The sequence below is a fragment of the Bacillus sp. FSL L8-0654 genome (assembly GCF_038629965.1).
Classification (GTDB): Bacteria; Bacillota; Bacilli; order Bacillales; family Bacillaceae; genus Bacillus; species Bacillus safensis.
In genome coordinates, this window is the sequence record NZ_CP152026.1 from 1,732,146 (window position 1) to 1,746,579 (window position 14,434).

The following is a 14,434-nucleotide window of genomic DNA, read 5'->3' on the forward strand; positions in this document are numbered from 1 at the left end:
GCCCTTTTTCATTGATAGCCGCCCATTTACTAGAATGACCCAAACCAATTAGTAGAAAAAGAATACTTTATCATATAGCGACTCTACTATTTGGCCATGGTGGTTCGCAAAAGGTATTGACTTGAAACGAACGGGAAGAGAGCCCACCTATATAAAGGTGGGCTCTTAATGTTTGAAGTGCGGGATTTGAAAGGAAAATGCACCGTTTGGATGGTCGGAACATTTTTTAATTTTTATCGATATGATTCGGTTTTCATAATCTGTTTCAATGTCTTTGTCGTTTAAATAAAAAGGGAGCATCACGCTTTTTTCAATTGGCTGTTCGCCTTCACCATTTGGATGCTGTACTGTGTAAGTCAACGTCAGCTCATGTCCAGCGAAGGTCAGCTTTACATCAGTGATCGATAAGGTGGAGACATCGATTTCGATAATATAATCACGGCTTGTTTCATAAAGATCAATTGGGAGGTGTTCATCATACCAGGCAAATGGATCATCCATTAAAACATTGAGCCAATCATCTATTTCAATAAAATCAGAGGAATTCGATTGCTTTTCATTCTCCATAAACACTCCTCCATCACATCTCATAATAAATCATATGATGAAAATGGAAATGTGTGAAAGACCTAAAACATCCCGTGTGTCACGGGATGAGAGGGGATTAATTACATATCATGATGAGAATTGTGCTTTTGTCTTGTATGGTTGCGGTTTTTCACTTTTTTACTGCCTGATAACGGCTCAGGCTGACCGCCTTGATGCTCCTTAGGAGAGTTTTGACGGATGTCTTTCCCTGTGTTTTTATTCGTCATGATGTTTGGCTCCTTCTTATTGATTCTTTTTACGTTTTTTATTGTTTTGTCTTTGTTCTTCTGTTAAAACGAGCTGATCATCTTCCGTATAGCCTGCGCCATTACCCTGGCTTTTGGCTGCGTTCATGCCATTAATGACATGATTAGCTTTGCGTTTTGTCATGTTTTATCACCTCATTTGTAGTATGAGCCCGCCCCGCTTCGTTTATGAAGAGTAATCATTTCCTAATGATAAGTTAAACTTATTGAATTTAATAAAAGCATTGTTATTTACTTATGTATGAATTTGTTTTAAGATGAAATTGTGAGAAAATTGTGGTGAAATACGACGATTTTTCTGAGAATTGAAATTGATCTTGATCATCAAAAGGGGGATTTTGGACATGTCGAAACAGCAGCAAGTCGCTAAACAAGACGCTTTTCAATCTAGAAAAACGTTTTCGACAAATGGGAAAACGTATCACTATTATTCGTTAGAAGCACTAGAGAAACAAGGAATCGGAAATGTTTCTAAGCTGCCTTATTCCATTAAGGTACTTTTAGAATCAGTGCTTCGCCAAGTAGACGGTAGAGTGATCAAGAAGGAACACGTTGAAAACTTGGCAAAATGGGGAACTGCCGAGGTAAAAGAAATTGATGTTCCGTTTAAACCTTCTCGTGTTATTTTACAAGACTTCACGGGTGTACCAGCTGTCGTTGACCTTGCTTCTTTAAGAAAAGCAATGGCAGATGTAGGCGGGGACCCGGATAAAATCAACCCTGAAATTCCAGTTGACCTTGTGATTGACCACTCAGTACAAGTTGATAAAGCTGGAACTGAAGATGCATTAAACTTTAACATGGATTTAGAGTTCGAACGTAACGCAGAGCGTTATAACTTCCTTAGCTGGGCAAAGAAAGCGTTTAATAACTATCAAGCTGTCCCGCCTGCAACAGGAATTGTTCACCAAGTGAACTTAGAGTATCTTGCAAGTGTTGTTCATGCGATTGAAGAAGATGGCGAGATCATCACTTACCCAGATACATTAGTTGGAACTGACTCTCATACAACGATGATTAACGGTATCGGTGTACTTGGATGGGGCGTTGGCGGTATCGAAGCGGAAGCTGGTATGCTTGGTCAACCTTCATACTTCCCAGTACCAGAAGTGATTGGTGCTAAATTAGTTGGAGAGCTTCCAAATGGAACAACTGCAACTGACCTTGCATTAAAAGTCACACAAGTCCTTCGTGAAAAAGGCGTAGTGAACAAGTTCGTTGAGTTCTTCGGACCGGGTGTTGCACAATTGCCGTTAGCAGATCGTGCAACCATTGCGAACATGGCGCCAGAATACGGCGCTACTTGCGGATTCTTCCCAGTAGATGAAGAAGCGCTTGCTTACCTGCGCCTTACTGGACGTGATGAAGAGCAAATTAATATCGTTGAGGAATATTCTCGTGCAAATGGCTTATTCTATACGCCAGATGCAGAAGAACCAATTTTTACTGATGTTGTGGAAATTGATCTTTCTAAAATTGAGTCAAACTTATCTGGTCCTAAACGTCCACAAGATTTGATTCCACTTTCTCAAATGAAAGAGACGTTCCATAAACACATCGAAAGCCCAGCTGGTAACCAAGGGTTTGGCTTAGATAAATCAGAGCTTGATAAACAAATCGAATTTGATCTTGCAAACGGTGAAAAAGCTGTGATGAAGACAGGTGCGATTGCGATTGCAGCGATTACGAGCTGTACGAATACATCGAACCCATACGTGTTAATCGGAGCAGGTCTTGTTGCGAAGAAAGCAAGCGAGCTCGGTATGAAAGTGCCGAACTACGTGAAAACGTCACTAGCGCCGGGTTCTAAAGTTGTAACAGGGTACCTTGTGAATTCGGGACTTCTTCCATATTTAAAAGACCTCGGATTTAACATTGTTGGATATGGCTGTACAACATGTATCGGAAACTCCGGACCGCTTGAGAAAGAAATTGAAGATGCAGTCTCTGAAAATGATCTGCTGATCACTTCTGTTTTATCAGGTAACCGTAACTTTGAAGGTCGTATTCATCCGCTTGTGAAAGGGAACTACCTTGCATCTCCACCATTAGTTGTGGCTTATGCACTTGCTGGTACGGTGAATATTGATTTAACAAAAGATCCTATCGGTGTCGATAAAAATGGCGAGAACGTTTATTTCAATGACATTTGGCCATCAATGGATGAAATCAACAGCGTCGTTAAGAGCACTGTCACACCTGAGCTATTCCGTTCAGAGTATGAAACTGTTTTTGACAACAATGACCGCTGGAATGAAATTAAAACGACGGATGATGCATTGTATAAATGGGATGAAAATTCCACATACATTGATAACCCGCCATTCTTTGAAAACCTATCAGTTGAACCTGGAAAAGTTGAACCGCTTAAAGGCTTGCGCGTCGTTGCGAAGTTCGGTGACTCTGTCACAACTGACCATATTTCTCCTGCTGGAGCGATTGGTAAGGACACACCGGCGGGCAAATACTTGCAAGAAAGAGGCGTATCGCCTAGAGACTTTAACTCATATGGATCTCGCCGTGGTAACCACCATGTTATGATGAGAGGTACTTTTGCAAACATCCGTATTAAGAACCAAATTGCACCAGGAACAGAAGGCGGTTATACAACTTACTGGCCAACTGGTGAAGTGACATCGATTTATGATGCATGCATGCGTTATAAAGAGGATGGAACAGGTCTTGCGATCTTAGCAGGTAAAGACTACGGAATGGGTTCTTCACGTGACTGGGCTGCTAAAGGAACAAACCTTCTTGGAATTAAATTTGTTCTAGCTGAAAGCTTTGAGCGTATCCACAGAAGTAACCTTGTCTTCATGGGCGTACTTCCTCTGCAGTTTAAAGATGGAGAAAGTGCAGAAACTCATGGTCTAACAGGAACAGAAACATTTGAAGTTCATGTTGACGAAACAGTTCGTCCACGTGATCTCGTCACTGTGAAAGCAATTGACACAGATGGAAACGAGAAAACGTTTGAAGTGGTGGTTCGCTTTGACAGTGAAGTCGAAATTGACTACTATCGTCATGGCGGTATCCTTCAAATGGTACTTCGCGAAAAATTGGCAAGCAACTAATACAGCAAAGAAGAGAAGGCGATCCAACAGCTTTCTCTTCTTTTTTAAAATAGTGGAGGATCAATCATGTGGAAAAAAGGAATGGCAAGCGCTGTTTTACTTGTGTTGATTGGTTTACTTGCGTGGAATTTATTTGGGCCAAAAGAGCCCGCAATCGGTCTTGAAAAAGGTGATCAAGCCCCTGATTTTGAACTGAAAACCCTTGATGGCAAAACCGCCTCGTTATCTGATTACCGAGGGAAAAAGGTGCTCGTCAATTTCTGGGCGACATGGTGTAAGCCGTGCAGGACGGAAATGCCGGATCTAGACGCGATTAGGAGCGAAAATGACCAAGTTGAAGTACTAGCAGTGAATTTAACGACCACTGAAAAGAGTGTGGATCATGTGGCAGCATTCACAAAAGAATTAAAGGTGAGCTTTCCTGTTTTATTGGACCAAAAAGGCATTCAAGCAAGATATCAGGTGCTTTCATACCCAACGACATACATATTAGATGAAAAAGGACGCATCATGTCTGTGAAGCATCAAATGCTGACAAAAAAAGAAATTGAAAAAGAGCTGGATCTATAATGATTCAGCTCTTTTGCTTATTTTCTAAATGTTTTGGCGAAAATGTAATCATACATATATGGAGGTGAGTGAAATGAGAAGAAGAAAACGACGCACATTTGAAGAGCTTGTGCTTGAAAATAAAAAAGAATTATTAAGCAATGAGGAATTTTTAAACCAGCTTGAAGAAAAGTTGGAAGAGCGATTTAGACAGAAATAAGTTATGAATTATCCGTTTTCGTTCATCCTAAAGAAGAGGGAGGGATGAATAATGGGTAGAGAGCATGATAAACAAGCGCAGTTTACACCAGACCATTTAGGGACAAAACCTGTAGCATACAAACGGAATAAAGGTAAAAAGATGCATAATAAATCAAATGAACAGCCTGATGTGATACAGACGAAGGGCGAATAAGGAGGGGAATCATCATGAATAACGAGTCATATCAATCCAATCCAGATGATCGTTCTGATAATGTTGAAAAGCTGCAAGATATGATCGAGAACACACTTGACAACATCGATGAATCTGAAGCAGCGATGTCCGTTTCGACAGAGACAGAAAAGCAAATGATCAAACAAAAAAACGAAAACCGCAAAATGAGTATTGACGCGATGCGTTCTGAGATCAAGGACGAAGAAGCGGCAAGAAAGAATGGCTATACCGAATAAACCAGGGATTCCTGGTTTATTTTATTGCCTCTTTTTAGAAGAACCATTTGGAATGTGGTAAAATGGCAGAGACAGACCTTAGGTTTTGATAGGAGAGCGATGAAAACGTGTATGTATCCAAAAAAGAAATAGAAGTCCGTTATGCAGAAACAGATCAAATGGGCATCGTGTATCATGCCAATTATTTAATTTGGATGGAAGTCGGCAGAACAGCATTGATTAAAGAATTAGGGTTTTCCTATGCGCAGCTAGAAGCAGATGGTGCTCTTGCACCTGTGATAGACTTGCAGGTTCAATATAAAAAACCATTGCTGTACGGTGAAACAGCAACCGTTCATACATGGATTGAAGAATATAATGGTGTCAAAACGGTGTATGGCTATGAAATTCAAAAACCTGATGGACAAACAGCGATTACAGGGACAACCTCACATATATGTGTGGATAAAGACACCTTTAGACCTATTCAATTTAGAAAAGCCTTTCCTGCCTGGCATAAAGTATATGAACAGTCGAAGAAGCGGGTTTAATTTATGGCTTTTGGTATTAAACGAAGCGATTTAAACGCTTGGAAATCAGCTGTCAAGCAAGGCAAAGTTGCTTTTTTAACTCACTACTGGCTCGATGACCGTTTTCCAAATGCCAATACTGTCACAAAAGCAGCCTGTCAGGATATGAAGCGGTTAGTTGAGTGGGGAGAAAGACATGGACTAAAAAAAGAATGGATTCATGACCGCGAAGGGTTTCCTCATTTTGACTTGATCGGTGAGCCGCAAAAAAGAATTCTGCAAAAGGAACGATCTTTAGGGAACATTCAGGAGTATGGGCTGTATATTGAAGTGTAAAACAAAAAAGATACCCGAGGGATGAGGTATCTTTTTTGTTTATTCATAATGAAATTCTGGTTCTTTCACGGACTCGTTATAATCAATATGCAGATCATGGTTGTCAAAGTACCAAATATCACTTTCCTCAATAAAGAAAGTAATACCTTCTATTTCAGCGGTTGCGCCGGCATTTTGAGGTTCATCTTTTGCGACGCCGAGAGAAAAGCCTTTTTGTACATTACTGCACCCGCCATATCTCACAAAAAAGCGAACTTGATCACCTTTTTCTAAATCTAATTCATCCTTGTACCAATTGAGTGCATCTTCTTTTATCGTTAATTTCAATGTGATCGCCCCTTTTTGAAGTCATGCTGTTTTTAAAATGCAGGATGCAAAAACAGCTTTTCTTTACTTTTACCACATATTTAAATGGATGAAACGGCTAGAGCCATTTGATTTTCGGTTCAGTTTTGTTGAGAATTCGTTTGAGGTTGGCGATGTGTCTGTAGATCACAAAGCCAGCAAGAACGGCAACAACAATGATTAAGAATAGGTCTTTGGTGAATATGCTGTAAATGAATGTATAGATCCCGGTCAGCATAGATGATAGTGAAACATATTTACTAATGTATAAAAATAAGAAAAAAGCAGCGATCATCGTGATAAATAGGAATGGGGCATAAAATAGCAGCACACCGCCTGATGTAGCGACTGCCTTTCCCCCTTTAAATTTTGCAAAGACAGGAAAGCTGTGACCGATAACAGCAGCAACTCCTGCTAATAAGGGATGGATGTCCAGCTGCATGAAAAACGGTAAAGCTGAAGCAAGCGTCCCTTTTAGGATATCAGCAGTAATCACAATAGACCCTGCTTTTACGCCAAGTGTACGAAATGCATTCGTCGCACCTAGGTTTCCGCTGCCATGTTCACGGATATCGATACCCTTTGCAGCTTTCCCGACAATGAGACCGGATGGAATACTGCCGAGAAGATAAGCCAAAATAAACATCAAAGCAATTAACATCTGCATAACTCCTTTATATTCTCCCTCTTGTCTTACATTTTAACATGATCTTGTGAAAAACATGGGGAACTTTTTTTGAAAAAATCGAAAGCAGATGGATTCAGCTTTGTTTTTAAGCAGAAATTCGCTAAAATGGAGGAAAAGGAGTGTCTTGATGAACAATCCTACGAAAGAAGAAATCGGCCGTATATTAAAAAGCAGTAAACGAATTGCTGTTGTTGGATTATCAGATCAGCCGCACCGGACGTCTTATATGGTGTCTAAGGCGATGCAGGATGCCGGGTATGAGATGATCCCAGTGAATCCAACGATCGATGAAGCACTCGGTGTGAAAGCAGTCGATTCTTTAAAAGATATAAAAGAGCCTGTTGATATTGTCAATGTCTTTAGACGTTCAGAGTTTTTACCAGAGGTGGCAGAAGAGTTTCTCGAAATAGACGCACCTGTTTTTTGGGCGCAGCAAGGCATATATCACGAAGAAGCGAAAAGGCTGATTGAGGAAAATGGCAAGGTCGCCATCATGGATTTATGTATCAAGGTGGCTCATGCGATGACAAAAACTCATTAAATCGTCAAAAATCCTTGGTTTTTCAAGGATTTTTGCTTTTTTGTTGCAGAAATATATTTGCGATTCTGAAAGAAAGCGATAAAATAAGGCGACAGGGACATATCGGCGGCCTTGCATATCGAGAAAAAGAGCGATAAGATAAATATAGAACATTTGTTCTGTTTTGCTAAAACCATCATATGATTGCATTTGGCTTATGAAACAGTCTTGTTTATAATGGACTTCTAGTTCTGATTGCAGAATGTAGAATGATTCTCATAGCTGTGCAAAAGAGCATGTATTGGTGAATGACACATGCATGATGATGATGCAGCTTATTAAAGTGGACAGTAATGAGCAGCATGATCATCATTAAAATCTAGAGAGATCATTTGATGATTAGCCGGTTATGTTTGTTAGTGAAAGGGGATTAAGCATTTGGTTAAAAAGCAGCAAGTAGATTATAACGATGATTCTATTCAGGTGCTAGAGGGGCTTGAAGCGGTCCGTAAACGTCCAGGGATGTATATTGGATCTACGGATTCGCGCGGTCTTCATCACCTTGTCTATGAGATTGTAGACAACTCTGTCGATGAAGTGCTCGCTGGCCATGGAGATCATATCATTGTCAAAATACATAAAGATAACAGCATTTCCGTCCAAGATAAAGGGCGTGGAATGCCTACTGGTATGCATAAGCTTGGAAAACCGACACCTGAGATCATTTTAACGGTCCTGCACGCTGGCGGAAAATTTGGTCAAGGCGGATATAAAACAAGTGGTGGACTTCACGGAGTTGGGGCATCTGTTGTGAACGCGCTGTCAGAATGGCTCACTGTCACAATTGAACGTGACGGATTTATTTATCATCAGCGGTTTGAAAACGGCGGTAAACCTGTCACATCACTCGAAAAAATCGGAAAATCGAAAAAAACGGGGACACTGATTCATTTTAAGCCGGACCCTACCATGTTCAGTGTTACGACCTATAATTTCGATACATTATCAGAGCGTTTAAGAGAATCTGCCTTTTTATTAAAAGGGTTAAAAATAGAGCTGATCGATGAACGGCATGATGTACAAGAAACGTTTTATTATGAGACAGGCATTGAAGCCTTTGTTGCTTATTTAAATGAAGAAAAAGATGTTCTGAGTGAAGTCGTCTCATTTGAAGGAGAGCATCAGTCCATTGAAGTAGATTTTGCTTTTCAATTTAATGATGGCTATTCGGAAAATATCCTTTCTTTCGTTAATAACGTCAGAACAAAAGATGGCGGAACACATGAGTCTGGTGCCAAAACGGCCATGACGAGAGCCTTTAACGAATATGCTCGCAAAGTCGCTCTTTTAAAAGAAAAAGACAAAAATTTAGAAGGCACTGATATTCGCGAAGGACTGTCTGCTATTATTTCTGTCAGAATTCCTGAAGAGCTGCTTCAATTTGAAGGGCAGACAAAAGGAAAGCTTGGGACAAGTGAGGCACGTTCAGCTGTTGATGCTGTTATTTCTGAAAAACTTGCGTATTTCCTTGAAGAAAACCGGGAAACAGCCACTCTTCTCGTGAAAAAAGCGATTAAAGCGCAGCAGGCAAGAGAGGCTGCTAGAAAAGCCCGTGAAGAGGCAAGGAGCGGCAAGAAAAGGAAAAAGTCTGAAGCCACGCTGAGCGGAAAATTAACACCTGCCCAATCTAGAAACCCAGCAAGAAACGAACTATACCTAGTAGAGGGTGACTCAGCGGGCGGGTCAGCAAAACAGGGGCGCGACCGTAAATTCCAGGCAGTGCTGCCGCTGCGCGGAAAGGTCATCAATACAGAAAAAGCAAAGCTTGCTGATATTTTCAAAAACGAAGAAATCAACACCATTATTCATGCAATTGGTGGAGGCGTCGGTGTCGATTTTAATGTAGAAGACATCAATTATGACAAAATCGTGATCATGACAGATGCGGATACGGATGGAGCGCATATTCAAGTGCTTCTCTTAACATTCTTCTACCGCTATATGAAGCCGCTGATTGAGCATGGCAAAGTGTTTATTGCACTCCCGCCTTTATATAAAGTCAGCAAAGGCTCAGGGAAAAAAGAAATCATTGAGTACGCATGGTCTGATGAAGAAATGGATGACGTTTTGAAGAAAGTTGGAAAAGGGTACACGATTCAGCGCTACAAAGGGTTAGGTGAAATGAATGCCGACCAGCTATGGGAAACGACAATGAATCCAGAATCGAGAACACTTGTCAGGGTCAAAATTGATGATGCTGCACGTGTGGAACGCCGCGTCACAACTCTAATGGGTGACAAAGTAGAACCACGCCGTAAATGGATTGAAAAGAATGTCGCCTTTGGACTTGATGAGGAAAGCAACATTCTTGAAAATGAAAACTTGTCGCTAGCTGAGGAGGTTTAAACATGGCACAACAAGAACGATTTCATGATTTACCATTAGAAGAAGTAATCGGCGACCGATTTGGCCGCTATAGTAAATATATTATCCAAGACCGTGCGCTTCCAGATGCACGTGATGGACTAAAACCTGTACAACGAAGAATTTTATATGCGATGTATGCAGAAGGAAATACGCAGGATAAAAACTTCCGTAAAGCCGCTAAAACAGTCGGTAACGTGATTGGTAACTATCACCCGCACGGAGACTCATCTGTTTATGAAGCGATGGTAAGAATGAGTCAGGAGTGGAAAGTACGAAATGTACTGATTGAGATGCACGGGAATAACGGGAGTATCGATGGTGATCCGCCTGCTGCCATGCGTTATACGGAAGCAAGGCTGTCTGCTATTGCTTCAGAGCTTTTAAAGGACTTAGACAAGGAAACCGTCGAATTTGTCGCAAACTTTGATGATACAAGTAAAGAGCCCGTTGTATTACCAGCGATGTTCCCAAACCTTCTTGTGAACGGATCAACAGGGATTTCAGCCGGCTATGCCACAGATATCCCTCCGCATCACTTGGGAGAAGTCATTGATGGCGTTATTAAACGAATCGAACAGCCGCATTGTACGGTTGAGGATTTAATGACGGTCATCAAAGGGCCAGATTTCCCAACAGGCGGTATCATTCAAGGTGTAGACGGTATTAAGAAGGCGTATGAAACAGGAAAAGGAAAGATTATGATTCGAGGCAAAGCGGAGATTGAAACCATCCGCGGCGGACGCCAGCAAATCGTCATCACAGAAATTCCTTACGAAGTGAATAAAGCCAATCTTGTCAAAAAGATGGACGAGTTCCGAATTGAAAGAAAAGTAGAAGGCATTTCAGAGGTCCGAGATGAGACAGACCGTACTGGGCTTCGAATCGTAGTAGAGCTGAAAAAAGAAGCAGATGCAAATGGTGTGCTGAATTTCTTATATAAAAACTCAGATCTGCAAATCCCATATAACTTTAATATGGTAGCGATACATAATCGAAGACCGACCTTAATGACGCTCACCACTGTACTAGATGCATATATTGCCCATCAAAAAGAAGTGGTGACGAACCGCTCAGCGTACGAGCTTCGAAAAGCGAAAGAACGCCACCATATTGTAGACGGATTAATTAAGGCACTTTCCATCTTAGATGAAGTTATTGCCACAATCCGCTCCTCTAATGATAAACGTGATGCAAAGAACAACTTGATGGCCAAATATGACTTTACAGAAGCACAATCAGAAGCGATTGTTTCACTCCAGTTATATCGTTTAACGAATACAGATATTACGCAATTAAGAGACGAAGCAAGAGAGCTAGATGTGCGCATAGCAGAGCTTGAAGACATTTTAGCGAACGAGAAAAAGCTGCTGAAGGTCATTACAAACAGCCTGAAAAAGCTCAAAAAGACATATGCTGATGAGAGAAGATCCGTTATTGAGGAAAAAATCGAAGAAATTAAGATTAACCTTGAAGTGATGATCGCATCAGAGGATGTTTATGTGACAGTCACGAAGGATGGTTACATTAAGCGAACAAGCCAGCGCTCCTATGCTGCCTCTAACGGTAAGGACTTTGGCATGAAGGATACTGACCGGTTGATTCATCAGTTTGAAATGAATACAACGGATGTTCTTCTGCTGTTTACGAATAAAGGAAGCTACATTTATTGTCCTGTTCACCAGCTGCCAGATATACGCTGGAAAGACATGGGGCAGCATATTACGAATATCATTTCGATTGATCGCGAGGAATCAATCCAAAAAGCCATTCCAATAAAAGAATTTGATGAAACGTCATATCTTTTATTCTTTACGAAAGGCGGAATGGTGAAGAAAACGGAGCTTCTTCAATATAAAGCGCAGCGTTATTCGAAACCGCTTGTTGCCTTGAACCTAAAAGGTGACGATGAACTCGTCGATGTTCATGTCACAACAGGACAGCAGGAATTGTTTATTGCAACGAAAAATGGTTACGGTTTGTGGTTTGATGAAGAAGAAGTAAGTGTTGTTGGACCGAGAGCGGCCGGCGTCAAAGGAATCAACTTGAAGGAAGGGGACGAGGTAGTCTCTGGCCAGATCATTGATCCGAAAAACGATGTCCTTGTGCTCACGACACAAAGAGGGGCTGTAAAGCGAATGAACCTCTCTGAATTTGATAAAACATCAAGAGCGAAACGCGGAGTTCTTATGCTGAGAGAATTAAAGAAAAACCCGCACCGTATTGTGGCTGTGATCGCTGCAGCGCTGCACGATACACTTGAGATAGATACCGAAAAAGGTACAACGATTCCACTTGATATTTCTACTTTAAGAGCAAATGACCGCTATAGCAATGGATCATTTATTGTAGATGAGGAAGAGCAGGGAGAAGTGACTCATGTCCTTCTGACACCTGAGCCTGCACCAGATGACAATAAATAAGCAAACGAAAACCCCCTGCGACTGGCAGGGGGTTTCTTTTATATACGGGTCATTTAGCTCTCGTGGTTGCCAAACATGCTTGTAATGGCGTGCACTACTTCAATTCCTTGGTAGACGAAAAGAGAAAGTGAAGTGACAGAGAAAAGACCTAGAATGAAAATTCTTAAGAAAAATAACATCGTGTAAAACCTCCCAATTTTTGTTTTGATTTAGATGGTTGGGTTAAACACGAGCTTGTCGGAAATAAGAAGATTGATAGAACACTGCAAGTAAATGCTTCTTTTTCCGGTCAAATCGATCAGTATGAGTGATGCGTGCAAATCCAGCTGTCATACTGCCAATAATCAGCAGTGCTGTAAATGCGGCAAATACTGCGTTCACATGTTTTTGTTTCTTTTCATCGCCCATTGTCTGGACGATTTTCATTTCATGTGATTCTTGATCGGCAACCACCTTAGCATGATGGTATACCTGAACGGAATGAGGCATTGAGAACAAATGAAAACTTGCAAGTGCTATGCATAAAACACCTAATTTTAATAGCATATTTTTTTTCATTTTTCTCACCCCTTCCTGGTTATTTTCATGATCTTACCACGTTTTCAGTTATTTGAAAAGTCTTATTTTTTTACTTTCCCTCTTTAAAAAAGCGATAAACATCACGACATCTATAGGACTGTTTCACTTCATGAAAGGTTTCAATTTTATTGTTTTATTTTTTAAATTTAAAAAAAGTGCCATGATCAAGGATCAGACACTTTTAGTCGCTTGTAATGAATGTGGTTTTGCTACAGCTTTAGTAAAGATTCCTGCAATACATATGGCAAATAGAACAAAGATAAAGGCATGAAGCAATCCAACCTGATTGGCAAGCAGCCCTAAAATAGGAGGACCGGAAAGGGAGGCTGTGTAACCAGATAAGGTCACAATACTAACGCGTTTGACAGCGTACCGGCTATCATCGCCTGCTGCAGAAATAGTTAGCGGAAAGCCTAAAGATGCGCCAAGTCCCCATAAAAAGATTGATATCATACATACAACAAGTGAAATCTTCAAAATGACTAAGAATAGGCCGGCAGCTGCTGATAAAATCGCAACTCTTAGCAATAATACTCTGCCAAAGCGATCGATCAAACGTCCGCTGATCAGTCTGCCGCTAATCATGCCGCACAAAAACAAAGCATATATGACCGTACTCATGGAATGTGAAACTTGATAGCCATCCACCATTGCAAGTGGAATCCAATCATTGGCGGAGCCTTCGACAAACGCAAGACATAAGGCGATCATCGCAAGAGATATCGTTCGTTTGTTCAGCCATGCCGTTTGAGTAGGCTCAACTGTATCGGACTGTTTCTCATGCTGATCCTTTCCTGTCCCGTGCGGAATAAACCGTGTACAAATCAATATGCTGAGGAAAAGCAGAAGGGCAATAGCGAGAAGGTGTATCAATACAGAAACCCCTAAATGGATAAAAAGAATACCAGCACCTGCTCCAATTAAAGTCCCAATGCTAAAGGAAGCATGCAATATAGGCAGAATGGTTTTCTTGATGCTGTACTCAATCTCTGTTCCTTCTAAGTTCATCGCTACATTGCACATGCCAGAGCCTGCGCCAAAAAGAAAAAGACCGGAAGTGACGACAAAGATAGAAGAGAGTGTTGAACCAATGGCAAGAGTAGTAAATCCAAGGAACATCAAAAAAGCACTGATCACAATCGCCACTCGGCCGCCTTTTTTGCGGACGAATACATTTGAAAGAACAAGCCCAACAATTGAACCAACGGATAAACCGAGTAAAATAAGTCCCATTGTTCCAGTGTTTGCTTGTAATAAATCTCTCACTTCCGGTGTCCGAGAAAACCATGTAGAAATGGAGATCCCAGACATCGTAAAGATCACAATAATTGCTTTATACCACTTTAATTCCATCTAATCCCTCACATTTAAAGATATATATGTTATTGAACAAATCTACTCGATTATAAATGAGACTTGCTGATTCGTAAATAACTTGCTGGAGGAACAAGGTCAATTCTA

Annotated in this window: 18 protein-coding genes; 10 read left to right on the forward strand and 8 right to left on the reverse strand. The window is 40.9% G+C overall.

Annotated features, from left to right (window positions below):
• Positions 1–165 precede the first annotated feature (165 nt).
• From MHH65_RS08755 to sspO, 3 genes are all read right to left on the reverse strand, one after another.
• Positions 166–567: an Hsp20/alpha crystallin family protein gene (locus MHH65_RS08755; RefSeq protein WP_024425138.1), complete on the reverse strand. Its 402-nt coding sequence runs from the start codon at positions 565–567 to the stop codon at positions 166–168.
• 101 nt (positions 568–668) lie between these two features.
• Positions 669–815, reverse strand: a complete 147-nt coding sequence (locus MHH65_RS08760; RefSeq protein WP_003211331.1) for a small acid-soluble spore protein P — start codon at positions 813–815, stop codon at positions 669–671.
• A 16-nt stretch (positions 816–831) separates the two neighbouring features.
• A complete protein-coding gene (gene sspO / locus MHH65_RS08765; protein WP_034283440.1) occupies positions 832–978 on the reverse strand; it encodes a small acid-soluble spore protein O in 147 nt (48 codons plus the stop codon).
• A gap of 220 nt (positions 979–1,198) precedes the next feature.
• On the opposite strand from sspO, the gene acnA reads away from it, so the two are divergent.
• From acnA to MHH65_RS08800, 7 genes are all read left to right on the forward strand, one after another.
• Positions 1,199–3,928: an aconitate hydratase AcnA gene (gene acnA, locus MHH65_RS08770; protein ID WP_098676914.1), complete on the forward strand. Its 2,730-nt coding sequence runs from the start codon at positions 1,199–1,201 to the stop codon at positions 3,926–3,928.
• Positions 3,929–3,994: 66 nt separating this feature from the next.
• Positions 3,995–4,498 (forward strand): TlpA disulfide reductase family protein, encoded by a 504-nt coding sequence (locus tag MHH65_RS08775; RefSeq protein ID WP_024425141.1) that lies wholly within the window; start codon positions 3,995–3,997, stop codon positions 4,496–4,498.
• Positions 4,499–4,526: 28 nt separating this feature from the next.
• On the forward strand, positions 4,527–4,697 hold the full coding sequence (locus MHH65_RS08780) for an FbpB family small basic protein (protein ID WP_229137412.1): 171 nt from the start codon (positions 4,527–4,529) through the stop codon (positions 4,695–4,697).
• Positions 4,698–4,748: 51 nt separating this feature from the next.
• Complete coding sequence (locus MHH65_RS08785) at positions 4,749–4,892, forward strand: acid-soluble spore protein N (RefSeq protein ID WP_008357830.1); 144 nt, start codon at positions 4,749–4,751, stop codon at positions 4,890–4,892.
• A gap of 14 nt (positions 4,893–4,906) precedes the next feature.
• Positions 4,907–5,149, forward strand: coding sequence for a small acid-soluble spore protein Tlp (tlp, locus tag MHH65_RS08790; protein ID WP_024427090.1), 243 nt, complete (start codon positions 4,907–4,909; stop codon positions 5,147–5,149).
• 107 nt (positions 5,150–5,256) lie between these two features.
• Complete coding sequence (locus MHH65_RS08795; RefSeq protein WP_024427091.1) at positions 5,257–5,679, forward strand: thioesterase family protein; 423 nt, start codon at positions 5,257–5,259, stop codon at positions 5,677–5,679.
• A 3-nt stretch (positions 5,680–5,682) separates the two neighbouring features.
• Positions 5,683–5,994: a hypothetical protein gene (locus tag MHH65_RS08800; RefSeq protein WP_024427092.1), complete on the forward strand. Its 312-nt coding sequence runs from the start codon at positions 5,683–5,685 to the stop codon at positions 5,992–5,994.
• Between the two features lie 39 nt (positions 5,995–6,033).
• Here MHH65_RS08800 and MHH65_RS08805 read toward each other — a convergent pair whose 3' ends face one another.
• Both MHH65_RS08805 and plsY read right to left on the reverse strand, forming a co-directional pair.
• A complete protein-coding gene (locus MHH65_RS08805) occupies positions 6,034–6,321 on the reverse strand; it encodes a HesB/YadR/YfhF family protein (protein WP_024425145.1) in 288 nt (95 codons plus the stop codon).
• Between the two features lie 97 nt (positions 6,322–6,418).
• Positions 6,419–7,000 carry a glycerol-3-phosphate 1-O-acyltransferase PlsY gene (gene plsY / locus MHH65_RS08810; protein ID WP_024425146.1) on the reverse strand — a complete coding sequence of 194 codons (582 nt, stop codon included), beginning with the start codon at positions 6,998–7,000 and terminating at the stop codon, positions 6,419–6,421.
• A 154-nt stretch (positions 7,001–7,154) separates the two neighbouring features.
• Here plsY and MHH65_RS08815 point away from each other — a divergent pair, with 154 nt between their 5' ends.
• The 3 genes from MHH65_RS08815 to parC all read left to right on the forward strand — a co-directional run bounded on the left by MHH65_RS08815 (position 7,155) and on the right by parC (position 12,394).
• Positions 7,155–7,568, forward strand: a complete 414-nt coding sequence (locus MHH65_RS08815; RefSeq protein WP_098676915.1) for a CoA-binding protein — start codon at positions 7,155–7,157, stop codon at positions 7,566–7,568.
• Between the two features lie 417 nt (positions 7,569–7,985).
• Positions 7,986–9,953 (forward strand): DNA topoisomerase IV subunit B, encoded by a 1,968-nt coding sequence (gene parE / locus MHH65_RS08820; protein WP_024425148.1) that lies wholly within the window; start codon positions 7,986–7,988, stop codon positions 9,951–9,953.
• A gap of 2 nt (positions 9,954–9,955) precedes the next feature.
• A complete protein-coding gene (gene parC / locus MHH65_RS08825; protein ID WP_024427093.1) occupies positions 9,956–12,394 on the forward strand; it encodes a DNA topoisomerase IV subunit A in 2,439 nt (812 codons plus the stop codon).
• 53 nt (positions 12,395–12,447) lie between these two features.
• Here the strand turns inward: parC and MHH65_RS08830 are convergent, their stop codons facing one another.
• The 3 genes from MHH65_RS08830 to MHH65_RS08840 all read right to left on the reverse strand — a co-directional run bounded on the left by MHH65_RS08830 (position 12,448) and on the right by MHH65_RS08840 (position 14,326).
• Positions 12,448–12,573 (reverse strand): hypothetical protein, encoded by a 126-nt coding sequence (locus MHH65_RS08830; protein WP_254966705.1) that lies wholly within the window; start codon positions 12,571–12,573, stop codon positions 12,448–12,450.
• Between the two features lie 43 nt (positions 12,574–12,616).
• Positions 12,617–12,952 carry a hypothetical protein gene (locus MHH65_RS08835; RefSeq protein ID WP_024425150.1) on the reverse strand — a complete coding sequence of 112 codons (336 nt, stop codon included), beginning with the start codon at positions 12,950–12,952 and terminating at the stop codon, positions 12,617–12,619.
• 192 nt (positions 12,953–13,144) lie between these two features.
• Complete coding sequence (locus MHH65_RS08840; protein ID WP_024425151.1) at positions 13,145–14,326, reverse strand: MFS transporter; 1,182 nt, start codon at positions 14,324–14,326, stop codon at positions 13,145–13,147.
• Between the last annotated feature and the right edge of the window lie 108 nt (positions 14,327–14,434).

Bases quoted from the DNA above. Each gene is read 5' to 3' on its own strand.
- MHH65_RS08755 (WP_024425138.1), bottom strand. From the start codon at position 567: ATGGAGAATGAAAAGCAATCGAATTCCTCTGATTTTATTGAAATAGAT.
- MHH65_RS08760 (WP_003211331.1), bottom strand. From the start codon at position 815: ATGACGAATAAAAACACAGGGAAAGACATCCGTCAAAACTCTCCTAAG.
- sspO (WP_034283440.1), bottom strand. From the start codon at position 978: ATGACAAAACGCAAAGCTAATCATGTCATTAATGGCATGAACGCAGCC.
- acnA (WP_098676914.1), top strand. From the start codon at position 1,199: ATGTCGAAACAGCAGCAAGTCGCTAAACAAGACGCTTTTCAATCTAGA.
- MHH65_RS08775 (WP_024425141.1), top strand. From the start codon at position 3,995: ATGTGGAAAAAAGGAATGGCAAGCGCTGTTTTACTTGTGTTGATTGGT.
- MHH65_RS08780 (WP_229137412.1), top strand. From the start codon at position 4,527: ATGTTTTGGCGAAAATGTAATCATACATATATGGAGGTGAGTGAAATG.
- MHH65_RS08785 (WP_008357830.1), top strand. From the start codon at position 4,749: ATGGGTAGAGAGCATGATAAACAAGCGCAGTTTACACCAGACCATTTA.
- tlp (WP_024427090.1), top strand. From the start codon at position 4,907: ATGAATAACGAGTCATATCAATCCAATCCAGATGATCGTTCTGATAAT.
- MHH65_RS08800 (WP_024427092.1), top strand. From the start codon at position 5,683: ATGGCTTTTGGTATTAAACGAAGCGATTTAAACGCTTGGAAATCAGCT.
- plsY (WP_024425146.1), bottom strand. From the start codon at position 7,000: ATGTTAATTGCTTTGATGTTTATTTTGGCTTATCTTCTCGGCAGTATT.
- MHH65_RS08815 (WP_098676915.1), top strand. From the start codon at position 7,155: ATGAACAATCCTACGAAAGAAGAAATCGGCCGTATATTAAAAAGCAGT.
- parC (WP_024427093.1), top strand. From the start codon at position 9,956: ATGGCACAACAAGAACGATTTCATGATTTACCATTAGAAGAAGTAATC.
- MHH65_RS08830 (WP_254966705.1), bottom strand. From the start codon at position 12,573: ATGTTATTTTTCTTAAGAATTTTCATTCTAGGTCTTTTCTCTGTCACT.
- MHH65_RS08835 (WP_024425150.1), bottom strand. From the start codon at position 12,952: ATGAAAAAAAATATGCTATTAAAATTAGGTGTTTTATGCATAGCACTT.
- MHH65_RS08840 (WP_024425151.1), bottom strand. From the start codon at position 14,326: ATGGAATTAAAGTGGTATAAAGCAATTATTGTGATCTTTACGATGTCT.